Annotated in this window: 20 protein-coding genes and 1 tRNA gene; 16 read left to right on the forward strand and 5 right to left on the reverse strand. The window is 38.8% G+C overall.

Annotated features, from left to right (window positions below; translation table 11 throughout):
* Nucleotides 1–134: 134 nt before the first annotated feature.
* The 6 genes from E4N74_RS04920 (at nt 135) to mfd (ending at nt 7,091) form a co-directional block, all read left to right on the forward strand.
* The gene (locus E4N74_RS04920) at nt 135–908 is read left to right on the forward strand and encodes a DeoR/GlpR family DNA-binding transcription regulator (RefSeq protein WP_255819122.1); all 774 of its coding nucleotides are present in this window, start codon (nt 135–137) and stop codon (nt 906–908) included.
* A gap of 179 nt (nt 909–1,087) precedes the next feature.
* Nucleotides 1,088–2,152 carry a flagellar motor switch protein FliG gene (locus tag E4N74_RS04925; protein ID WP_044979805.1) on the forward strand — a complete coding sequence of 355 codons (1,065 nt, stop codon included), beginning with the start codon at nt 1,088–1,090 and terminating at the stop codon, nt 2,150–2,152.
* Nucleotides 2,153–2,206: 54 nt separating this feature from the next.
* A complete protein-coding gene (locus tag E4N74_RS04930; protein ID WP_255806377.1) occupies nt 2,207–2,485 on the forward strand; it encodes a DUF7724 family protein in 279 nt (92 codons plus the stop codon).
* On the forward strand, nt 2,478–2,699 hold the full coding sequence (locus E4N74_RS04935; RefSeq protein WP_255806378.1) for a DUF7723 family protein: 222 nt from the start codon (nt 2,478–2,480) through the stop codon (nt 2,697–2,699). The genes E4N74_RS04930 and E4N74_RS04935 overlap by 8 nt, the downstream gene beginning before the upstream one ends.
* Before the next feature lie 222 nt (nt 2,700–2,921).
* Nucleotides 2,922–3,623, forward strand: a complete 702-nt coding sequence (locus tag E4N74_RS04940; RefSeq protein ID WP_044979317.1) for a tetratricopeptide repeat protein — start codon at nt 2,922–2,924, stop codon at nt 3,621–3,623.
* The gene (mfd, locus tag E4N74_RS04945) at nt 3,624–7,091 is read left to right on the forward strand and encodes a transcription-repair coupling factor (protein ID WP_255819124.1); all 3,468 of its coding nucleotides are present in this window, start codon (nt 3,624–3,626) and stop codon (nt 7,089–7,091) included. It begins immediately after the preceding gene.
* Between the two features lie 221 nt (nt 7,092–7,312).
* Here mfd and E4N74_RS04950 read toward each other — a convergent pair.
* The 3 genes from E4N74_RS04950 to E4N74_RS04960 all read right to left on the reverse strand — a co-directional run bounded on the left by E4N74_RS04950 (nt 7,313) and on the right by E4N74_RS04960 (nt 9,080).
* A tRNA-Gly gene (locus tag E4N74_RS04950) sits at nt 7,313–7,384 on the reverse strand.
* A gap of 98 nt (nt 7,385–7,482) precedes the next feature.
* Nucleotides 7,483–8,559, reverse strand: a complete 1,077-nt coding sequence (locus E4N74_RS04955; protein WP_255819125.1) for a Gx transporter family protein — start codon at nt 8,557–8,559, stop codon at nt 7,483–7,485.
* Entirely contained in the window at nt 8,541–9,080 is a 540-nt protein-coding gene (locus E4N74_RS04960; RefSeq protein WP_255819127.1) for an FKBP-type peptidyl-prolyl cis-trans isomerase, read from the reverse strand. The genes E4N74_RS04955 and E4N74_RS04960 overlap by 19 nt, the downstream gene beginning before the upstream one ends.
* A gap of 138 nt (nt 9,081–9,218) precedes the next feature.
* Between E4N74_RS04960 and E4N74_RS04965 the strand changes: the two genes are divergently transcribed.
* Genes E4N74_RS04965 through ruvB form a run of 8 tightly spaced genes read left to right on the forward strand, consistent with a single transcriptional unit; the run spans nt 9,219 to nt 18,910 of the window.
* Nucleotides 9,219–9,626, forward strand: coding sequence for a hypothetical protein (locus E4N74_RS04965; protein WP_044979318.1), 408 nt, complete (start codon nt 9,219–9,221; stop codon nt 9,624–9,626).
* Between the two features lie 41 nt (nt 9,627–9,667).
* Complete coding sequence (locus E4N74_RS04970) at nt 9,668–10,027, forward strand: hypothetical protein (RefSeq protein ID WP_044979319.1); 360 nt, start codon at nt 9,668–9,670, stop codon at nt 10,025–10,027.
* Nucleotides 10,028–10,054: 27 nt separating this feature from the next.
* Entirely contained in the window at nt 10,055–11,626 is a 1,572-nt protein-coding gene (locus E4N74_RS04975; protein WP_255819129.1) for a spiro-SPASM protein, read from the forward strand.
* The gene (locus E4N74_RS04980; RefSeq protein WP_044979321.1) at nt 11,601–12,554 is read left to right on the forward strand and encodes a glycosyltransferase family 2 protein; all 954 of its coding nucleotides are present in this window, start codon (nt 11,601–11,603) and stop codon (nt 12,552–12,554) included. Before E4N74_RS04975 ends, E4N74_RS04980 begins: the two co-directional genes overlap by 26 nt.
* Nucleotides 12,551–15,193 (forward strand): bifunctional glycosyltransferase/class I SAM-dependent methyltransferase, encoded by a 2,643-nt coding sequence (locus tag E4N74_RS04985; protein ID WP_255819131.1) that lies wholly within the window; start codon nt 12,551–12,553, stop codon nt 15,191–15,193. The genes E4N74_RS04980 and E4N74_RS04985 overlap by 4 nt, the downstream gene beginning before the upstream one ends.
* Nucleotides 15,190–16,680 (forward strand): glycerol kinase GlpK, encoded by a 1,491-nt coding sequence (gene glpK / locus E4N74_RS04990; RefSeq protein WP_255819136.1) that lies wholly within the window; start codon nt 15,190–15,192, stop codon nt 16,678–16,680. Before E4N74_RS04985 ends, glpK begins: the two co-directional genes overlap by 4 nt.
* A gap of 3 nt (nt 16,681–16,683) precedes the next feature.
* Nucleotides 16,684–17,859, forward strand: a complete 1,176-nt coding sequence (locus tag E4N74_RS04995; protein ID WP_255819138.1) for an iron-containing alcohol dehydrogenase — start codon at nt 16,684–16,686, stop codon at nt 17,857–17,859.
* Between the two features lie 7 nt (nt 17,860–17,866).
* Nucleotides 17,867–18,910, forward strand: a complete 1,044-nt coding sequence (gene ruvB, locus E4N74_RS05000; protein WP_255819143.1) for a Holliday junction branch migration DNA helicase RuvB — start codon at nt 17,867–17,869, stop codon at nt 18,908–18,910.
* A gap of 98 nt (nt 18,911–19,008) precedes the next feature.
* Here the strand turns inward: ruvB and E4N74_RS12900 are convergent, their stop codons facing one another.
* Together E4N74_RS12900 and E4N74_RS05005 are read right to left on the reverse strand one after the other, a co-directional pair.
* Nucleotides 19,009–19,137, reverse strand: coding sequence for a DUF3160 domain-containing protein (locus E4N74_RS12900; protein WP_420832876.1), 129 nt, complete (start codon nt 19,135–19,137; stop codon nt 19,009–19,011).
* Between the two features lie 309 nt (nt 19,138–19,446).
* A complete protein-coding gene (locus tag E4N74_RS05005) occupies nt 19,447–20,037 on the reverse strand; it encodes a GntR family transcriptional regulator (RefSeq protein WP_338065257.1) in 591 nt (196 codons plus the stop codon).
* Between E4N74_RS05005 and secA the strand changes: the two genes are divergently transcribed.
* Nucleotides 19,976–22,741 carry a preprotein translocase subunit SecA gene (secA, locus tag E4N74_RS05010; RefSeq protein ID WP_255806387.1) on the forward strand — a complete coding sequence of 922 codons (2,766 nt, stop codon included), beginning with the start codon at nt 19,976–19,978 and terminating at the stop codon, nt 22,739–22,741. The two genes, E4N74_RS05005 and secA, sit on opposite strands and share 62 nt — an antisense overlap.
* Nucleotides 22,742–22,785: 44 nt before the next feature.
* Nucleotides 22,786–23,373: a phosphoribosylglycinamide formyltransferase gene (purN, locus tag E4N74_RS05015; protein WP_255806388.1), complete on the forward strand. Its 588-nt coding sequence runs from the start codon at nt 22,786–22,788 to the stop codon at nt 23,371–23,373.
* The last annotated feature ends 70 nt before the right edge of the window (nt 23,374–23,443 follow it).

The following is a 23,443-nucleotide window of genomic DNA, read 5'->3' on the forward strand; positions in this document are numbered from 1 at the left end:
TTTTCATATTTTAAGGCAAATTTTTAATATTTTGACTAGGTTATTGCATTTAAGTGTTGTTTATTGTACATAATTATATTCTATAACAAGAAAAAATATGCTATAATTATAAAAATGGTAAACAGGAATTATTTATGTATGTCGAAGAAAGATTAGAATTAATTTTAAAAGATTTAAACAGATATGGAAAATTAAATGTAAAAGCCCTTGCGGAAAAATTTAAAGTAACACCTATGACTATTAGAAGAGATTTGAACATTCTTGAAGAGAAGGGGCTACTTTTAAAAAGTCATGGCGGAGCACTTTCAAAAGAATCTTTATTACATGATAAATTATATTCTACAAGAAAAAAGGAAAATTTGCCGGTAAAGAAAAAGATTGCAGCAAAGGCCTTATTGTTTATTAAAAACGGAATGACAATCTTTCTTGATGCAGGCACTACAAATTATGAACTTGCTAAATTTTTAGTTGAAAGTTCAATTAAAGATTTAGTTATTATAACTAATGATTTAAAGATAGCTTGTGTTTTAGCAGAAAAACAATTCTTTCAGATTGTAATGCTAGGCGGTATTATTGAAAATGAAAATATTTTGACCTGTGGGTCTATGGCTGTTTCTATGCTTAAAGATTTTGAAATAGATGCCTGCTTTGTAGGAACCCAATCTATTAGCGATAAATTTGAGATTCGGACTCCAAATATAGCGAAGGTTGAGTTAAAAAGAACATATATAGAAAAATCGCAACAAAGGTTTTTATTGGCAGATAGCAGTAAATTTGAAAAATCAAAATTATACAAAATTTGTGATTTAAAAGATTTTCATTATATTATTACGGATAAAAAAATAGGCCTATCTGAAAAAAACTATATAAAAAAATATAAGATAGCATGGGTTTCAATTGATCCATAAGTCTGCTTAATGATAGAAAAAACAAAAGTTAAATACGGCGAGATAAAATTTTGAATTTGCGATACTAGAGGGGCTAACTTAACAAAATTGACTATTGAGTTTTAATGAAAATATTGATAATTTCATCTTATACTTGTTCTTTTAGGCTAATCCGTGCTATAATAATCTTCGAGGTTTTTATGAGCGATATTGAAAGTCAAATGCTAAAGAAGGGGCTTATAAAAGTCCCCGTTGCCGAAAGCGCCGGAAAAGAAAGTCCCTATAAGAAAGTTGCTAAATTCCTTTTTATAATAGGAGCGGAGCAGGCTGCCGATATTTTACGCCAGCTTACCAAAGAGCAAATAGACAAGGTTGTAGCAGAGCTTGTTACGGTTCAATCAATAGATAAAAAAGAAGCCTATGATATTCTAAACGAATTTAACGATATCTATAATAAAAACAAAAATCTTTTAGGCGGTGTCGATACGGCTAAAACCATTTTAACTGAAGCCTTCGGTGAGGCCAAGGCCGAACAGATTCTTGAAACTGCTGTTCCTCCTAAAATGCCTAAACCTTTTGAATATCTTGAAGGAATGGATAATGACCGTTTGACGCGAATTTTACAAGGTGAGCTTCCTGCTACAAAGGCTATAGTTCTTTCCCAGTTGGAGCCTAAGCAGGCTGCGGCCTATATAAGTTCTATCGAAGATGAAGACGAAAAAAAAGACATTGTCTTACGCCTTGCAAAACTTAAAAAAATAGATGCTGAAGTTCTTACTCAGGTAAGTGAGGCCTTAAAAAAGAAACTTGCCGACGTAAATTTAAACCGCACAAGCTCTGTTGACGGTGTTTCCGTATTGGCCGATATCTTACGCAAACTCGATTATGAGACCGGCTCAAGCATCTTGGATTCTCTTAATCTTGAAGATGAGAATCTGACCGAAACTATAAAACGCAAACTTGTTACCCTTGATGATGTTATAAATATGTATCCAAAGCATATTCAATATCTAATCTCTCCTATGACCGATAAGGAATTGGCTCTTTTAATACATAAACAAAGTGAAGAATTCAGAAAGGTAATATTGGCGAATATGTCTAAAAGCAGGGCAGCCTTAGTTCTCGATGAAGAGCAGTATATGGGGCCTGTTCTTAAGAGGGATTTAAATAATGCCGTTGACCACTTTTTAGCCCGAGTTAAAAATGAAGCGGAACGGGGAAGAGTTACTATAGTAAAAGATGAAGACGATAAGTTTGTGTATTAGATATCTAAAGATTCCGGACTTGTCGGTTCTGTATTTTTATGCTATAATTAGTTTATGCAAAAAGAAAATACGGCTTATTTAAGTAATGAAGACTCTTATACAATATTTTCTTTCGGGGATAAACGATTAAAGTTTATAGCACCTTATTCATTGGAGAGATATGGAGATGTTGTTACTTGGGATAAGGGTTATCTTGTCGTTTCTGCTAAATATGCTCATAATTCTGAGTTTGAAGAAGAATATATTGATTTAATTCCGATATTAGAAAATTTGTATATTGATACCGAAAAATTTTTATCATCAATTCAAAAAGTGGAGGTAAGATATGCCTGATTTATATAAGATTGCCGATGAAGCCGATGTAATTGCTAATGGTTTTGCTTTTAAAAAGATTCCTGAAGGAATAAGAGTTTTTAATTTAAATAACGGGTATGGTGCTGCTGTCTTTAAACATGATGGCACGTTAATTGAAACTAATATGGACGATATTGAAATAATTATTTCAGAAAAATATTTAAAAAGTTGTTTGAAATATATGGAAGATTAAAATGCCTAAATATTTTTCTTTTAAAGTTGCAGGATATTATTTATATTTTACTTCTAAATGTATTATCAAAGAGCGGTATATTGAAATGTATGAAAAATGGTGTGAATATAGCCATGAGAATTTTTACACGGGAAAATAAGTTTTAATAAAATTCTACTTCTATGATTTTTCCCCCGATTGAATAAAATAAAAATTTATGTAAAATGATAGATGGAGAAAACTATGATAACCGGAAAACGTTTTAAATTTATTCTATTGACTTTTATTTTTGCTGCAGGCCTTTTTTTTATACGGGACGGCCGCTTTTTTTCACAGGCCGGTATTCTTTTTGCGCAGGATAAGCCTGATGCATTGAAGCTATATAGAAACGGCAGAAGTCTTGATTCCATAGGAAGAAGGGAAGATGCCCGAACAGCTTATCTATCCGCCATAGAAATTTGCCGTAATGAATTAAAGGTAAATTCCAAAAATATGGATTCTTATGCCGTATATACATGGTGCCTTTTTAGATTGGGACGATACAAGGACACCGAGTTAGTTTGTAATGATGCCCTAAAAATCGGAAAAGATGCCAGAATTATTGAAACCTTGGGAGAGGCTCAGTTTTTCCTTGGGAATTATAAAGACTCTTTGAGGAACATGGAGATGTATATCGAGATGGCTCCCAACGGCGAGCGTATAAGCGTTGCCCATTTTTTTGTCGGAGAGATTTACCGAAACACAAAAAAATATCATAAAGCCGATATTGCCTATTCCATTTCAGTGCACTTGGAACCATCCAATTCTCTTTGGTGGTATAGATTAGGCATAGTCCGTGAAGCGGCCGGAGAAAAAGCCGGAGCTGCTCTTGCCTATCAAACAGCGGTAAGACTCCGTCCTAATTTTAAGGAAGCGGCCGAAGCCCTTAATCGGGTAAAAATGTAAATGCCCCTGCCTATAATAGATTCCTTACAAAATTCTATCCGCTCATGGAAGGATATGAAAAATGCTTTCGATGAGATAGATCAAAATTCCTATCCCTACAACATTACAGGAATTTCGGGAGGCCTTTTCGGCTTTTTTTTAACGGAATATTTGTACAAGACCCGTAAACCTGTCCTCGTGGTAGTTCCGACAGAAAAGGAAGCGGAGGCCGTAAGAGCCGACTTGGATTTTTCCGGAATAGAAAATTTTGTCTTGCCTTGGTGGGGCTCTCTTGCCTATAGGCCTATTTCGCCGACGGCCCCCGTGTTTTCCGAACGGGCAGAAGTGCTGATCCGTTTGTTGGAATCAGGGAGTGAATCTTATACAAAAAACAAACCTCCGGTTTTTATTACCTGCCAGCGTTCCTTTTTAACTCCGATTCCTCCTGCCGATTATTTAAAACAAAACAATATAGAAATCGCTGCGGGTTCAAGCCTTGATATTTTAAGCGTTACAGAGCTTTTAACTCTTTGGGGATATATAAGGGTTCCGCGTGTAAGTGTGAGGGGCGAGTTTACTCTTCGTGGAGAAGTATTGGATATCTGCCTAGCTTCCAATTCGGGATCGGAAAAAACGGCTTACCGAATTCAATTTGATTTTGATAAGGTCGAAAAAATAAAGAGCTTTGATATAGCAAGCCAAGGCTCTTTGGAGGAACATAAAAAAATTAACCTCTATCCCGTAAAGGAAGTAATTTGGAATGATGAGCGTATCGGCTGCTTGGAAAAAAATTTAAAAACCTATTCGGAATTTTCAGAAAACATTTTAAAAATTATTGATGCGTTAAAAGAATATAAAACCTTCGAGGGAGAAGAAATTTTTTATCCTCTTGCGTTTCAAAAATCTTCTTCCGTTTTGGAATATGCGGAATTAAATGACATTCCCGTATTTTATTCCGATTATGACAGGCAAAAAAATTCTTCGGATATTTTACTTAGAGAATATATGGGGCTTTATAAAAAAACAAAAATTCAATTTGACGAAAATGAAAAACGAAGAGCTTTAATTTCAGAATATCCCGAACCTCAACGCATCTTGCTTCAATTTGAAAGCAATGTGCAAAAATATAATAAGTCTATCTTTTTTCGAACCTTAGCCGAACAAGAATATAAAAATAAAACTCTCACATTTAAAACCGATCCGCCCCGCAGTTTTTTTGGGAACATAGTCTATTTACGCGAAGAATTAAATAATCTTTTAAATGATAATTGGTCTATATTCGTATTTGCCGAAAGTGATAATCAAGCCCTTCGTATCGAAGAGATTCTGCACGAAGACAGAATAAAAATTTTACCGTATAACCTTTCAGGCGGTTTCGGTATTCCTGATCTAAAAATTTTGGTAATCCACGAAAATGAAATTTTCGGCCGCCGCCGAAGAATTCCAAAATCGGTAAAGACCGCAAAAAGTTCGGTTATCGATACCTTTATCGAATTAAATCCGGGAGACTATGTTGTTCATGTAAATTACGGCATAGGTAAATTCCGCGGTATTGAACGTGTTAAAATTTTGGATACGGAAAGAGATTATATAAATCTTTTATATGCAAATGATGAAACAGTTTTTATTCCGATTGAGCAGGCCGACCTTGTTCAGCGTTATATAGGAAACGAAGGAGAGGCTCCTCATCTCGATATCCTCGGCTCAAAGTCTTGGGAGAACAGAAAGAACAAGGTAAAAAAATCGGTTGAAGATATAGCCTCAAAACTCATCGATCTTTATTCTAAAAGGAAGGCAAGTACGGGCTTTGCTTTTCAAAAAGATGATGAATGGCAGACCGCCTTTGAAGCGGCTTTTCCTTATGAAGAAACCGATGACCAGCTTACCTGTATCGCCGAGGTAAAGGAGGACATGGAAAAACCCGTTCCCATGGATAGACTTATCTGCGGAGATGTAGGTTACGGTAAAACAGAAGTTGCAATGCGGGCCGCCTTTAAGGCTGTCATGAGCGGTAAGCAGGTTGCCTTTTTGTCCCCCACAACTATTTTGACCGAGCAGCATTTTGAAACCTTGGACAAGAGATTTAAAAACTTCCCAGTAAAATCAGCCCGCCTTTCCCGATTCGTTCCAAAGGGTGAACAAAAAAAAATTCTTGAAAAACTAAAAAACGGGGATGTGGATATTCTGGTCGGAACTCACCGTATAATTCAAAAGGATGTTGTCTTTAAAGACTTAGGTTTGATGATTGTCGATGAAGAGCAGCGTTTCGGTGTTAAGGATAAAGAAAGATTAAAACAGATGAAGCACAATGTGGATTGCCTTTCCCTTTCTGCAACTCCCATTCCTAGAACTCTTCATATGTCGCTTTTAAAAATAAGAGACATGAGTGTAATTGCAACTCCTCCTCAAAATAGAAAGCCTGTTGAAACGGTTATCGCCGAGTTCAATGCGGAAAAAGTTGCCGAAGTTATAAGACGGGAATCGGAGAGAGGAGGACAGGTTTTTTATCTTCATAACAGGGTTGAAAGTTTAGATGAAACTCTTTTTATGCTTCAATCTCTTTTGCCTGAGATTATGATTGAAACGGCACACGGCCAAATGCCTCCAGACAAATTAGAAGAAATTTTTGAACGCTTTAGTTTAGGCGGCTTTCAGGTTTTAATTGCTACCACCATTATCGAAAACGGCATTGACATTCCAAATGCCAATACCATTATCATAGATAGGGCTGACATGTACGGTATTTCCCAGCTTTATCAGTTGAGGGGAAGGGTAGGCCGCTCCGATAAAAAAGCTTATGCCTATCTGTTGTATCCTGACGATAAGGCTCTTTCCGAAATTGCTATGAAGAGGCTTCAAGTTATTTCAGACTTTACAGAGCTCGGTTCCGGTTTTAAGATTGCGATGAAGGATATGGAAATAAGAGGAGCCGGAAATCTTTTAGGCAGGGAACAATCGGGCGATATTTATTCCGTCGGTTTCGATTTATATTTGCGTCTTTTGGACGAGGCTGTTCAAAAACTTCAAAACCAAGATTATGAACCTGTTCAAGAATCCGTTATCGAGCTTGAGTATTCGGGCTTCATACCCGATTCCTATATTTCAAGCCCAGAAACTAAAATGGAAGTTTATAAAAAAATTGCTGCCGTTAAAGTGCAGAGAGACCTCGACAGAGTCTACTCGGAAATCCTTGACCGCTTCGGACCCGCCCCTTCCGAGGTGGAAAGTCTTTTGGCTCTTTCCGAAATAAAAATTATCTGCAATCATCTTTCTATTGCAAGCCTAAAAGAAAGAAAGGCTGCCGTCCGCATAGAGTTTGCCCGAGTTTCAAAAATCTCGGTGGATAAACTTTTGCGCATGATAAAAGAATCTGCTGGCCGTGTCAGCCTTGACCCTAAAGCTCCGAATGTCCTCATCCTCCAAACCGGTAAAATCGGTCTAAAAGAAAAAAGCGAATTCATCCGCGAAAAACTCGGCAGCTTGATGTAGGAAAATTAGCCTCAAAGGTCCTAAGAGCGCAAAGACATAGTTTCACTGTGTCAATAGTTTAAGTATTTATTTTACAGATTAAAAATTTACCGATTTGAAGTTTGTAAACCAAAAAATTATGCGACATTTTATGCGACAGTCCATCAAAAAGAGAAAAGAAAGTGAAGTTTTCAAGGGGTTGAAAACCTGTAAGTTTATACTGGATATACACTTACAAAATAAGCGGATGATGGGAGTCGAACCCACGTCTCCAGCTTGGAAGGCTGGGGTAATAGCCGTTATACGACATCCGCAATAACAAGTATTATATAGATTTTTAAAATTTATGTCAATACTTTTTTTTAAAAAAATTGCAGTTACCTACATAAAACATATATTGAGCTTGGCTGTCTTAAAGTTTATTTATGCTCAATAAAACCGAGTCTATGGTGGGAATTATCATTTTAGGTTTGATTTCGTGTTTTACCGATAATAACTTGTAAAAGACATTGAATGCTTCTTGTATTGATTTTCCTATTCGGCTTTTAAAATTCATCTTTGCTTTTAGCATCCATTTTGATATATATATCATTCCTATCAACACAATAGCTTTTTCAAACCCTCTTAATAGGGCTTGATTGGTTATATCGATGCTTCCTATGCTAAAAATTATTTTTCCCATTGGCGGAAAAAGGTTAAACACCGTAATGGCCGTAAACATAAAAATTAAATTTAAAAAATTCAGTTTTTGTTTATCTGCAGCACAAAGAATCAGAGCTGCTCCTAGGACAAGGGCTTGTACGGGTAAAAAAGGAACGAAGAGTAAGATTAAAAAAAGGCTTATTCCGGAACCTATTCTAAGGTATTTATCTCTTAGAATACAGTTTGTTGTTTTTGCCGAGCCGTTTTTATCGTTACCCAGTCTTACCTCTTGTGAATTATCAGGCACAAAATCAAATCTTTCGGCCTTTACCCTTTGGTACCAGACGGATTGTATTTCAAATTCGGAAGCAAACCAGCCTATAGCAACGGCAGTTATGGCACCCAGAGAAAATACAGGCGGAATTATATATACAGCCGATTTTCCGAACATTATCAAGACAGCTAAAAGAAATTGAAGGCTGTTTGAAACAAAGGCGCCTGCTAAACTTATTCCCATAAAAGAAATTGCTTTTCGAGGAATTTTTCTCATGGCATACATTAAAAGACCTGATGAAAATGTTCCTACTGCAGAAAAAAGAAGTACATACGAAAAAAGCGTTCCCGAAATGAGGGCTTGGCCTAAAACCTTTATTGCTAAAAGAAGAATAAAGGCCGGAAAAGAGAATAGATCAATACCTAAAAGAAAGGGCAGATTGGCCAAGCCCATCCTAAAAAAAGGAACGGGCTTGGGTATCATTATCTCGATTGCCGAAAGAAAAAAACAAAATCCTCCAAACAATGGAATAAGGGAATCTGCCTTTTTAGTTTTTAATGACAACCCGAGCATCCGCAGCTGCAAGCATTTTCGTCATATTCATGACCGCACCCGCATCCGCAGCCTCCGGACATTTGCTGAATTAGAGCCTGTAATTCTTCTTCGGAGGTCTTTTTTACCGATAAGACTTTTACATCAAAATGGAGAGTTTCTCCTGCCAGAGGATGATTTGCATCTATGGTAATCTTATCTCCGTCTATGTTTGTAATTCTTACAATTCTGGTGTGATGACCTTCTCCGGCCTCAAAGTCCATACCGACTTCAAGTTTTGCACCCTCAGGGAATTGTGCCCTGGTTGTTTCGACTATCAGATCGTCAAAAACTTCACCATAGGCTTCTTCAGGAGGAATAACTTGTTTAAACTCTGCTCCTTCTTCTTTGCCTTCAAGGGCTTTTTCCAAGCCTGAAATAATCATATTATATCCGTGGATATACTCCAATGGACCCATTACATCGGACGAATCAAGAACTTCGCCGTTAGCATCTTTCAGTGTGTATTCCAAACTGACTGTTGTATCTTTTTCTATTTTCATTGTAAAATGATAATACATATTTTATAAACAAAAATCAAGAGTAAAGGCGATACTGCACCTATTGATTTTTTATACAAAATGTTTTAAACTTAATTTAATGCAGTTATTGCAGGTTTCAACAATGTACCGGAGGACAAAATGTTACCTTTTTATTTTCTTTCAATTACAACAAATTTGATTATGGGACTTATTCTCGTATTTTTTGACAGGACTGTTAGAGGTGATGAACCTGCCGACCGCGAAAATAAATATCCTGTTTTAAGGGAGCCGACCTTTTTGCTATTAGTTACCATATTTTCAGGTTTTACGGCAATTTCAAAGATGCTAAGTCCTATTGGAACCAATATAGTAATATTGGGAGATTTTTTACCTGTTGTTGCCGGGCTTGCAGGTTCAATTGTATTTTTGGGAAGATATTTGGAGTCTATTTCTGCTTCTTTACCCGACTTTTTCGGCTTAGTAAAAAATTATGACGAAATAATAGGTTATGTATGTTTGGCTTCTTCTGTCTTGCACCTCTTATTTTCAAAGGCTATTTTTATTTAATATTACCGTATTTGAATTTACAAATAAACGGGTTTTAATTTATGAAGCGGTTAGCTGCTGTTTTCTTATTTTTTATTTTTACAAGCTTTCTGTCATGTTCAAAGGAAGATTCCTTGCAGACATTGGATTTGCCGCCGGATTCGGCTATGAACGATGCAAACCGCTTTGCCCTAATAATTGAAACCTATGTGTCACTTTTAGATAAGCCGGGAAGTGACGGCATAACTATTTCTCATGCCCGAAAATTGGATGTCTTTCCCGTTGAGGGGCTTGAGATTGTAAAAGAAGATGAAGAACAGATTCTTTGGGTTAACTTAGGAAAAGGCTGGATTCAAAGATCAAGTGTTCAGCTTTATTCTTCCAAAGAAAAAGTATTGACTGCGGCTAAAAAATTAAAATAAAGGCATTTTTTTGCCGATATAGGATCTATGAAGTCTTTTGCTGTTTTATCCGCCTATGATATTTCGGAATATTCGTTTAAAAAACTTGAAAGCGGCATCATCCCATTTGAAGCCTCTTTCCGTGCGGCTGCGGCCTTTCCCGATTGTAAAAAAGTTGTTATTTTAACCTCTGCTTCATGTGAAGCCTCCATCGTTTCCATATTAAAAAATATAAAAACGGACGAGTTAAAAATAGAGTGGAAGGTTAAGGTTTTGGAAAAAATAAGTCCTCAAGCCGTATTTGAAGAAGCTGCAAAAGAAGCCGAAGCGGAATCTTCAGGCTTTGAAAATGTTTTCTTTTTGCATGGGGATGAGCCTTTTATCGATTTAAATGCAACGGAAAAACTTTTTAAGCAGCATTTGGAATACAGGGCAGAATACAGCTTTGCCGACGGATACTCTGAGGGGCTTATCCCTGAAATTCTTAACTCAGGTCTTTGTCCTATTATTGCAAAGCTTTCAGAAAACGAAACCTCTTTTGAGCGTTCTTTTATTTTTGATACGATAAAAAAAGAAATAAACAGCTATGATATCGAAACTATGATCGCCCCCTTCGATTTAAGGCATCTAAGGCTCCGCTTTGCAGCCGACTCAAAACGGAATGCTCTTTTATGCAGCCGTTTTACAGGCATAAATGCGGAAAACTATGCAAAACTGATTGAAGAAAAAAAAGAAGAGCTTTTTACTCTTCCTGCATATTACGGTATCGAAATAAATTCTTCCTATCCTTTGAAGTCGATATATAAGCCGAATGAGGTTTTAGGACTTGCAGAAAAAAAAGAAATGGATAAGACGGCTATTTTTTCTCTTATCGAAAAAATTGCAGAATATTCGGATGATGCCGTAATTTCTCTTTCGGTTTTTGGAGAGCCTTCAATGTATCAGGATTGCCTTTCGGTAATCGAAAAAATTTTGTCGTTTCCTAAGTTATCCGTTTTGATTGAAACTTGCGGTTTATATTGGCCTTCATCATTTATAGAGCGGCTTGAAAAAGTTATTGACGTCTCTCCCAAAAGAAAAAACAAGATGCTTCCGGTTTATTGGATTGTATGTATTGATGCGGTCAGTTCAGGAATGTATGCTAAGGTGCACGGCCTTTCCGAAGATGAGGCAAACATTAAATTAAAACAAGCCCTTACTTTTACCGACAGTTTAAAAAAAGTTTTTCCCGATGCTGTGTGGGCTCAAATTATGCGCATGAATGAAAACGAAATTGAAGTTGAGCCTTTTTACCGTTTTTGGAAAAACTTGGGGGTAAAAGTAATTATTCAAAAATATGACACCTTTTGTAAATTACTTGAGGATAAAAGAGTTGCAGACTTATCTCCTTTTAACCGTCATCCTTGTTGGCATTTAAAAAGGGATATGTATATCTTGGCTGACGGTTCGGTGCCTCTTTGCAAAGAAGATGTTAAAAGGAAAAATATTTTAGGAAATGCTTTTTCAGAAAGTTTAGATTCAATCCGTAAAAAAACATTCGAGGTATATAAAAAGCATTTAGAATGCAAATACGGAGACTTATGCGGAGCTTGCGATGAATACTATACCTACAATTTTTAATGAGCGGAAAATTCCTTATACGGTTTTAGGAAAAAGCTCAGGAGATTTTAAAGTTCAAGTTTCCGTTTTGGTATTAAACCGCGGTGCCCGATATTATCTTTCTTCTCTTTTTCAAAACTTAATATATCTTGGTTTTAATTCTATTGTATTTGTGGACAGCTCTCAAAAAGGATTTGAACTTGAATCCTTGTCTTCTCAATTTCCTGAAGTTAAATTTTTAGTTCCGCTTGAAAAAGTTACTATAGGAGAAATGATTAACCTCGGCATTTCGGAAGTATCTTCGGATTATGTCATGGTTCTGTGGAACGATATGGCTTTATCTTCTTCAAGTTTTCCTATAAGTGTGATAGATACTCTTACCCAATCTGATGTAATATGCACCGCTCCGGTTTTAATCGACGAAAAAAACGCTCTTATTCCCGTTCAGAGTGTTCCCTCTCTTACACGCAGGGATTTTTCGACGGAACAATTTTTGTGCAGAAAAGATTTAACCCATACTATTTATATGTATGATTTTGCCGGTATCTATAATCGGGAAAAATTTATTGAAATAGGAGGATTTGATTATACGATAGACAATCCTTATTGGCAAAATTTGGATTTCGGATTTAGAGCCCATCTGTGGGGTATGGAGATTCTTATTTCAAATTTATATAAAATGAAATATGCCGGAGCCTCTCCCCTTGAAGATGTTTCTGCAGATGATTCTTATATAAAATTTTACTTAAAGAATTTAGCACCTCTTGTAGGTAAAAAAGGAGGGAGCTTGCCTTGGTATTTGTTTTTTTCTTATGCAATAAGATCAGGCTTAAATCCTTTTAAGGCCTATAAACATTTTAAGGCCGTACAAGATTGGGTGCACATAAACAAATACCGTTTTGTAAAATCACCTCAAGATTTAATTTATAAATGGGAGCCTAGAATATGATTGGTCTATATGAAGGCACAGCCGTAATTGTTCAAGCCCGATTGAGTTCTAAGCGCTTGGTTAGAAAAGCATTATTGGACTTGGGTGACAGGCCTATTTTATACAGAGTTTTGGATTCGGTTAGAGAATTACCTGCCGAACATTTTATTTTGGCTTGCGATACCAATTCAAAAAAAGAATTTCAGCCCATAGCCGAATCTTTAGGTTATCTTTGTATTGACGGTTCTGAAGAAGATGTTTTAAAGCGGTTTTGTGATGCAATTACGTTTATCAATTCCAATTTTCCGAATAAACCTTTAAAAGCCATTGTTCGGGTTACAGCCGATAACCCTTTTCTTTTTGTTCAAGCTGCCGAAGCCTCTATGCGGCGTTATTTTGAATTGGGAGAGCCCGATTATTTTACTTATACCGGTCTTCCGCACGGCTCAGGAATAGAAATAATCAAGGCCGATTCTCTTTTAAAGGCCGCTTCTGAAACCGAGGATTATTATGCTCATGAGCATGTAGCTCCTGCAATTTACAGCCGTCCTGATAAGTATAGGTGTATTAGAGAAACAGCACCGGCAGTTTGGTATTATCCCGAATTGCGTACTACCGTTGATACGGCTGAAGACTATGAAAAAGCAAAAGAGGTATATAGGTATTTAAGTTCTCATAAAAAAAAGCAGCCCTTTATGCCTGCCGATATAGTTGAAGCTGTAAGTTATGCCGATAGACTTGTGGTATTTTGTCCTTCGGTTACGCCGGGGCGAGGGAGCGGACATTTACATAGGGTCTGCGATATAACGAGATCTCTTTTAGGAAAATTAAGATGTTTAATTTATATATCTGAATCCGATTATCCTAATTTTTCAAAATCTATTTTGAATTCCATTCCTTCCGAGATAATCATAAATGAATTTCCTAAAAAGGCGGCTCTAATCGTATTGGACAGGTTTAGAACATCTGAAGATGAGATGGCTTTTTATAAAAATAGAGGTCCTGTTATAGTAATCGATGAAGGAGGAACAGGCCGGCGGTTGGCGGATTTTATATTGGACATTCTTCCATCTCTTCGAGGCGCTCTTAGAAGCGACTCTTCTTGCGAAGAAGGTTCATCCCCTGACTGTTCTCCTAATATTTTTTCTCCTGAATTTATTTGTCTTCCCGTTAATCGAAAAAAACATTTTACTTTAAAAACTTTGAGAAAAAGTAAACGTATTCATTTGGACCCGCCGAAAACAAAGGTTCTTGTTGTTTGCGGAGGAGAAAACTCTTATAGAATGACCCTGCCTATTGCCCAAATTTTGGCCTCCTTAAAATTTGATGTTTCGGCAATAGATGTGAATCTAAGTTTTGATGATATAAAAAGGTGTGAGGGGAAGATAAAAGCCTTTTCCCGTATTGAAAATTTACGGGAAAGACTTTATGAATGGGATTTGGTTGTAACCCATTACGGGTTTACGGCTTTTGAGGCCTTAGCTGCAGGATGCTATGTACTTTTGGTTTCTCCGACCGATTACCATTATAAGTTGGGAATATCGGCAGGTTTTACGTCCTTTCCTCCGGGTATACCGTCCGTTATAGACTTTGCAGATATGTTTTCGAGGGGAATAAAAATACCTGCCCTTATTACGCCTCAGTCTGAGAGCAAAGATTTACCTTCCTTGATAAAAAAATTATCCTTCGGCTCAAGGCACTTATGCCCTATTTGCGGGGAAGACGGTACCTTTGAAATTGCAGCCAGAACTCCGGACAGGACTATGGCACATTGTCTCCGCTGCGGAATGTATCACATTTCTTTTATAATAAGTCCTCCAAAACAATATACCAAAACTTATTTTTTTGATGAGTACAAGGCCCAATACGGTAAAACCTATTTAGAGGATTTTGAGTCTATAAGAAAGCAGGGAATGCGCCGAATGGAAATTATAAATCAACTTTATATCGATATTTTTTATCGAAAGAGGGAATACAGTATTTTTGACGGTGAAAAGAAAATATTGGATGTGGGCTGTGCCTACGGCCCATTTGTCCTTGCTGCAAAATATTCGGGCTGGTATGCTGTCGGAACCGATATTTCGGAAGCTGCCGTAAAATATGTAACGGACGAGTTAAAACTGCCGGCCTTTGTTTCGGCCTTTCCGGTTCTCCCGAAAACCTATGAGTATATTTACCAAAAACGAATGACGGGAAACGGATTTGAATCGGTTTCAAGACCTATTGAAGACGGAGGTTTTGCGGCCCTTTCTATGTGGTTTGTTATCGAGCATTTTAGGGACTTGGATTCGGTTTTAAAAAAAGTAAACGATCTTTTAATGCCGGGCGGTATTTTTGCTTTTTCAACTCCAAACTTTTCCGGTGTTACGGGAACTTTTTCGCCCTATAAATTTTTTGCAGAAAGTCCTACCGACCATTATTCAATATGGGATGCAAAAACCGTAAAGGATCAACTCAATCTGTACGGCTTTAAAGTTTTAAAGATTGTTTCGATAGGTCATCATCCTGAAAGATTTAAGTGGTGTAAAAATCTTAAAAAGAACGGAATACTTTGGAACATAGTTATGGCCATAGGCATGGCTATAAGCAAACTTTTTAAACTCGGAGACAGTATGGAAGTTTATGCAATGAAGCAGGGAAGACTGGAGGATATAAAATGAAAAAATATGTTTTAGCCTTTGATCAGGGGACTACGAGCTGCAGGGCAATTTTGTTCGATAAGGACGGAAAAAAAATTGCAACTGCCCAGCAGGAGTTTTCTCAAATTTTTCCTAAGCAGGGCTGGGTCGAGCATGATGCTATGGAAATATGGGGAAAGCAAAGCGGTGTAGCCCGCGAAGTTTTGGAAAGAAGCGGAGTTTCCACCCAAGAGATTGCTGCAATCGGAATTACCAATCAGCGTGAAACAACCGTTGTCTGGAACAAAAAGACAGGCCGTCCCGTTTATAATGCCATAGTTTGGCAGTGCCGCAGAACCGCCGATATCTGCGATGCTCTTAAAGAAAAAGGCCTATCCGATTCTATCAGAAAAAAAACCGGCTTGATAATAGATGCTTATTTTTCGGGAACCAAGATAAAGTGGATTTTGGATAATGTACCCGAAGCAAGAACTCTGGCCGAAAAAGGCGAGCTTCTTTTTGGAAACATCGACACTTGGCTTATCTGGAATTTGACCAGAGGCAAGGTGCATGTAACCGATTATACAAACGCATCCCGCACCTTACTTTTTAATATTCACACCTTGCAATGGGATAAGGAGCTTTTAAAGGCTATGGATATTCCCGAATCTATGCTGCCCGAAGTCAAGCCTTCAAGTTATGTTTACGGCTATACCGAAGAGCATACATTCGGGGGAGCTAAGATTCCGATTGCCGGAGCTGCAGGTGATCAGCAGGCAGCCCTCTTCGGGCAAGCCTGTTTTGAAGAAGGCTCTGCAAAAAACACTTATGGAACCGGCTGCTTTATGTTAATGAATACCGGAGATAAGATAATAGAATCAGAAAACGGGCTTCTTACGACTATTGCCTTCGGTATAGATAATAGTGTAAAATATGCATTGGAGGGAAGCAGTTTTATAGCCGGTGCTGCAGTTCAATGGCTGAGAGATGAGTTAAAACTTATCTATACTGCTCACGAAACGGAGTACTATGCAGGGCTTGTAAACGACACAAACGGTGTTTATTTTGTTCCCGCCTTTTCAGGTCTGGGTGCTCCCTACTGGGATATGTATGCCCGCGGTGCTCTTTTGGGCTTGACAAGGGGGGCAAAAAGAGAGCATATTGTAAGAGCTGTCTTGGAAGCCATCGCCTATCAAACAAAGGATGTCCTTTATGCTATGGAAAAGGATTCCAAGATAAACTTAAAATCGCTTAAAGTAGACGGCGGAGCTTGTGCCAATAATTTTTTAATGCAGTTTCAGTCGGATATTTTAAATGTACCCGTTTTACGCCCCTACGAAAAAGAAACGACGGCCTTGGGAGCTGCCTATCTTGCAGGTCTTGCCGTAGGCTTTTGGAAAGAGCAGGGCGAAATAAAACGGATACAGGATATCGAAAGGGAATTTAGGCCGGACATGGAAGAAGAAAAAAGAAAGACTCTCTATGCCGGATGGAAAAAGGCTGTAGAACGCTCAATGAAATGGGGGTAGGTTATGTATAATTTTGAATTTGAAGTGTCGGTTAAGATTTTATTCGGCAAGGGCAGTATTGAGAACCTCGTACCTGAGATTCTCAAATACGGAAAAAGGGTTCTCCTATGTTACGGCGGCGGAAGTATTAAAAGAATGGGGCTTTATGACACAATCGTCAAAAAATTTGATCAGGCAGGGATCTTTTATAAAGAGCTTTCCGGTGTTTCGCCTAATCCCCGAATTGAAGAAGTTGAAGAGGGTATAAAAATAGTCCGCGAACATAAGCTGGATTTTATTCTACCTGTCGGAGGGGGAAGCACAATCGACTGTTCAAAGGCTGTTTCTGCAGGCGTAAATTATGCAGGTGCCCCTTGGGACTTGATTACGGGCAAGGCTGAAATTAAAAACGTACTCCCGATAGGAACGGTACTGACTCTTTCTGCTACAGGCTCCGAGATGAACTGTGGAGCCGTTATTTCAAACCTTAAAACGAAAGAAAAGCTGGGCTTCGCTGCTCCGGTTCTTCTTCCTAAATTTTCGATTCTCGATCCCGAATACACTTATTCGGTTCCTAAGAATCAGACGGCGGCAGGCACGGCCGATATTATGAGCCACACCTTTGAATCTTATTTTACTCTTGATGACGGGGCTTATCTTCAAGACAGGTTTGCAGAAAGCATCTTAAAAACCTGTATCGAATACGGACCCTTGGCTATTAAGAATCCTGAAAACTATGAAGCCCGCTCAAACCTTATGTGGGCAGGTACATGGGCTATAAACGGCCTTTTAACTGACGGCAAAAAAACGGCTTGGTCGGTTCATCCTATGGAACATGAGCTGAGTGCTTTTTATGACATTACTCACGGAGTAGGCCTCGCAATTTTAACCCCTCATTGGCTGCATCATTGCTTAAACGATAAAACCGTTAAAAAGATTGCCGATTACGGTATAAATGTTTGGGGACTTCAAAAAGGAGAAGAAGTTTACAAAACTGCCGAAAAGGCAATAGAGCATACTTCGAACTTTTTTAAATCTCTCGGCATTCCTATGACCCTGAGGGAAGTGGGAATAGGCGAGGAGCATTTAAAAGAAATGGCAGAAGCCGCTGTCGCGCACAGAGGTAAAAACGGAGTTATCTACGGCTTTCAAGAACTTCGTGCCGATGATGTTTATGCAATCTTTAAGGCAGCTCTTTAAGTAAACTATGAGAGATGATTTTGAGGTAGTGCGCCCCGAAGAACAGGCCGGGGACGAAAAGGACAGAGCTCTTCGTCCCCGATCTCTTTTGGATTTTCAGGGTCAGACAAAAGCAAAAGAGAATCTTTCCGTTTTTATAAAGGCTGCCCGCGAAAGGGGAGAAAGCTTAGATCATCTTTTTTTGATAGGCCCGCCGGGCTTGGGAAAAACCACCCTTGCCCAAATTACGGCCAACGAGCTCGGTGTAGACTTTAAGGTTACGGGAGCTCCTGCCCTCGATAAGCCTAAAGATCTCGCAGGAATTTTAACCACCTTGACGGAACGCTCCGTATTCTTTATAGATGAGATTCACCGTTTAAAGCCTGCCATCGAAGAGATGCTCTATATTGCAATGGAAGACTATGAACTTGACTGGATAATAGGGCAGGGGCCGGGAGCCCGCACCGTGCGTATTCCGATTCCGCCTTTTACCCTTGTCGGAGCAACTACGAGGGCAGGCATGGTTTCAAGCCCTCTTATAAGCCGCTTCGGTATTGTTCAGCGTTTTGAATTTTACAGCCATGAAGAACTTGCCTCAATTATAAGCCGTTCCGCTTCAATCCTTGAAATCAAAATAGAAAAGAAGGCCTCTATTGCCCTCGCCAGATGTTCACGCGGTACACCGAGGGTCGCAAACCGTCTATTGCGTCGTATGAGGGACTTTGCCCAAGTTGCAGGCAAAAGCTTAATTGACGAGATGACGGTTGCAGCAGGCCTAAAGCAGCTAAACATCGACGGTCTAGGCCTTGAAACCTATGACAGGCAGATACTCCGCTCCATTATCGAAAATTACTCGGGCGGCCCCGTCGGTGCCGAAACCCTTGCAATTTCGATAGGCGAGTCTCAGGACACCTTAGAGGATTATTACGAACCCTATCTTATTCAGTCCGGCCTCCTCCAGCGCACTCCCCGCGGCCGCATGGTTACCCTTAAAGCATACGAACACCTCGGCCTAAAGCCGCCTAAACTAGGGGATGGGCAAAACGGTCTGCAAGACGGCCTTTTCGATTAATGTATTGCCGGTCTCTTTGATTAGAAGGGATAACCCAGCTCAATCATAAGCCTCTTTATTCGGCGGGCATTATAATATTTTTTGACCATTCAGGTTTTTTATCTTCTAATTTGAAGGTTGTAGAAATTCTCTTTTAAGCCCGGATATTTTTCATATTCCGATGAGGCTAAAATTTTATCGGCAGCTTTAGACCCTAAGACTTTCATAACATCCAAACCTGACGGTATAAAGCTGTCTTTTACATTTGGAGAAGTTGCCGTTTCCTATGTATAAGAATCAAAAACAAATCTTTGTCCGAAAAGTTTCCATGACATTCGACGAAATCGCTTATGGGGTTATAAATATCCGACCAAATTTTAAATATTGTTTGGTTCTATTTTGTGCAGGCAGGGTGTGATCTGCAATAAAAGTACTTATGATGATGCACTTTAGACTTTTTCTGTTAAAATTTCTCCTCCGTCGTTTCATTGGAAAGTTTTATAGTTCTTGTTTAAGTCTTTTATGTTTAAAATATAATCCATAATTTTCTCCCGTTATTATTCTTCATCAAAAAGAAGCTTTATGATCTCTAAAAATTCTTTTTGCGTTATCTTTAACCTTTTGGCCTCATCTATAGCCTCGGTTATCTTTTCTTCGATTATACATATTCCAGCTTCCTTTAGCCTTTCAGGATTTTGATAGGCCACAAAGGAACCCTTTCCTTGAACCGAGTCTATAAAGCCGTCTCTTTCCAATTCATCATAGGCTCTCTTGGTGGTAATAACTGAAATTTGTAAATCCTTTGCCAATGTCCTTATAGAGGGGAGGGGAGCTCCTTCTTCTATTTCTCCGTTTAGGATTGCCTTTTTTATAGCAGAATATACCTGTTCGTATATTGGAGCTTGGGATGAATTGGATATAATTATTTTTAAAATTTTCTTACGCCTACTTGAAAAAATAGCAGACCTAAAAAGAAATTTTATAAAATTAAGGAAAACCTCAAAAACTGAAATTTTTCGATGTTTCCTTAAGTAAATACATTTCCCTCTTCTCTTTTTCTTTAAATTTTGATACATTATAAGGTATATGTTAGATTCTATAATTAAAATTCTTTTCGGTTCAAAGCATGAGCGGGATATTAAGGCCATGCTCCCGATTTTACACAAGATAAATGAAAAAGAGGCTTGGGCCCTTTCTCTGTCTGAGGAAGAGTTTAAGGCAAAAACGAATGAGTTTAAAGAACGCTATCAAAAAGGAGAATCCTTGGATTCTTTTATTCCTGAAGCCTTTGCCCTTGCGAGGGAGGCGGCTAGGCGTATATTGGGGGAACGTCCTTACGATGTTCAGATTTTAGGCTCCCTTGTTCTCCATTCAGGTAAGATTGTTGAAATGAAAACGGGCGAAGGTAAGACCCTTATGAGTGTTGCCGCTGCCTACTTAAACAGCCTTACAGGTAAGGGCGTTCATATTGTAACTGTAAACGATTACCTTGCAGAACGGGATGCCGACTGGATGAGACCCGTTTATTCTTATCTCGGTGTAAGTGTCGGTGTCATTCTTTCCAATATGGAAAACGATGCCCGCCGTATAGAATATAACTGCGATATAACATACGGTACCAATAACGAGTTCGGGTTTGATTACCTTCGCGACAACATGCAGATGAGGCTAAAGGATAAGACTCAAAGAGAATTTTCCTTTGCAATCGTAGATGAAATCGACTCTATCTTGATAGATGAGGCTAGAACGCCCTTGATTATTTCGGGCGCTGCCGAAGACGATACAATGCGCTTTTTTGAAGTTGACCGCCTCATAGGTCAATTAAAAGAAGTCGAAAAAAATCCCGAGACGGGCGAGTATCCGAATGAGCTTGAAGGAGAAGAAGTTATCGGAGACTACACGATAGACGAAAAGAGTAAGAGAATTTCCTTTACAGATTCAGGTATGCTCCATATTCAGGATATCCTCCAAAAGCAGGGACTTATCAAAAGCGGAAACCTTTTTGATGAAGAAAACTTTGAATATATTCATTACTTTACCCAATCGGTAAGGGCACATGTTCTTTTTCATATTGATGTGGACTATGTTATTCAAGATGGTCAGGTACAGATAGTAGACGAGTTTACAGGCCGTGTTTTAGAAGGACGCCGTTATTCGGACGGGCTCCATCAGGCTATCGAAGCTAAGGAACATATTAAAATCGCCCAAAGAAACAGAACCCTTGCGACCATTACTTTCCAAAACTTTTTTAGAATGTACGATAAACTTTCCGGTATGACCGGTACGGCAGATACGGAAGCCGTCGAGTTTACAAAAATTTATAAATTGGATGTTGTAGTTATTCCGACCAATCTTCCGGTTGTCCGAAAAGACGAACACGATGTAATCTACCTTAACGAGAATGATAAGTTTGAAGCTCTTTGTACCGAAATAAGCGAGGCTTATAAGAGAGGACAGCCTGTCCTCGTAGGCACGGTTTCGATAGAAAAATCGGAGCTTATTTCAAAACTCTTAACAAAAAGAGGCGTAAGGCATGAGGTTTTAAACGCCAAAAATCACGAGAGGGAAGCTCTTATAATTGCAGAAGCCGGAGCAAAGGGTTCCGTTACCATAGCCACCAATATGGCGGGACGAGGTACTGATATTAAGCTGGGCGGAAGTCCCGAAATGAGGGCTAAAAAACGCACGGGCACAAATCCCAATCCCGACTATTATGAAAAAGTTCTTGCCGAAGAATATGCAAAATGGCAAAGCGACTATAATGAGGTAAAAGAACTAGGAGGCCTTTATGTAATAGGTACGGAGCGTCATGAAAGCCGCCGAATCGATAATCAGCTTCGAGGCCGTTCAGGCCGTCAAGGAGACCCTGGACGCTCCAAATTCTTCCTTTCCCTCGATGATGACCTTATGAGGCTTTTCGGAGGCGAAAACTTAAAAAATGTTATGTCCAAGATAGGAATGAGGGCAGGGGAGCCCATCGAGCATCCTTGGATAAATAAGAGCATCGAAAAGGCTCAGACAAAGGTAGAAAACCGAAACTTCGATATTCGAAAACATTTGTTGGAATATGATGACGTACTAAACGAACAGCGCTCCTTTATCTATGAACAGCGAAATGCAATCCTTGCAGACGAAAATCTTATCGAGCGTATTTACGCAACCCTCGAAGAATTTATAAGCGAGAAATTCGATGAGTATAGTTCAAGCTCAAAGGCAGAAAAAGAAGAGAAAAAACGTCTTATAAAGGATATCTTTAGGGAAAAGTTTGCCTATACTCTGACCGAAGAAGATTTTGCAAACATCGATAAAAAGAATCATGAAGAAGAGATAAACGAATTTGTAGAGCATTTTACAAAGGAGCTTAAAGAAAAAGAAGCTCTTGCAGGTAAAGAAAATCTAAACATGTTTATCCGCTATCAATACTTGCAGGCTATCGACAAAAAATGGCTCGATCATCTTGAAAATTTGGAGTCCTTGCGTGAGGCAGTTTATCTTCGCTCCTACGGGCAAAAAAATCCTTTAACCGAATACAAACTTGAAGGCTTCGATATTTTTTATTCCATGCTCGATGATATAAGAATCGAAATAGCATCCCGTCTTGTTCGGGTTCAAATCAGTACCGAAGAAGAAGCATCTTCGCGCCAAATGCGTTCCATTCAGGGAAATGCTCAGCACAACTCAATGGGAAGTTTTTCGGGTGCAGGGCAGGGAATGGGTCCCACAGCCCTTTCTTCACGAAGCCGTCCTGAAAATGCTCAGGTGGTGCGTGCCGTTCCCAAGGTCGGAAGAAACGAACCTTGTCCCTGCGGCAGCGGAAAAAAATATAAACACTGCTGCGGAAGAAATGGATAATAATCGGTAATGTAGTAATTGATAATTTGTAATTGGTATTTGGAATGAAAAAAAAACTTGTGGTTATGGTTTCGGGAAACGGTTCTAATCTTCAAGCTGTAATTGACGGAATAAAAAACGGCTCCATTGATTATAAGATTGAGGCTGTGGTTTCAAATAAAAAAGAAGCCTTTGCCCTCAGCCGTGCCGAAAGGGCTGGAATAAAAACTATTTATCGTCCCTTTAAAAAAGGTTCATCTCGGAATGAATATGATGCTCTCCTTGCCGAAAAAGTTAAAGAGTTTAAGCCCGATTATGTTTTATTATTAGGCTGGATGAGAATTTTAACTGACAGTTTTATAGCTTCGTTTAAGGATAGGCTTATAAATCTTCATCCTGCCCTGCCCGGAACATTTCCCGGGACGGAGGCTATCGAGAGGCAGTACGAAGCCTTTATGAAAGGGGAAATCTCAGGCTGCGGAATTATGACTCACTTTGTTCCGGATGAAGGAGTCGATTCGGGGCCGGTAATTTTTACTGAAGAAGTGCCGGTTTTTCAGGGAGACAGGCTTGAAGATTTTGAAAAAAGAGTGCATGAGGCGGAGCATGCCCTTGTCATAAAAACGTTAAGATTTTTATCGGAGGTTCGATAAGCATCTCTGCAGAAATTCTGCCGAGATGTTTATCTTCGAGTTTTGTGCAAATCACAAAACATCGTGTTAT

Source organism: Treponema putidum (assembly GCF_024401155.1).
Taxonomy (GTDB): Bacteria; Spirochaetota; Spirochaetia; order Treponematales; family Treponemataceae; genus Treponema_B; species Treponema_B putidum.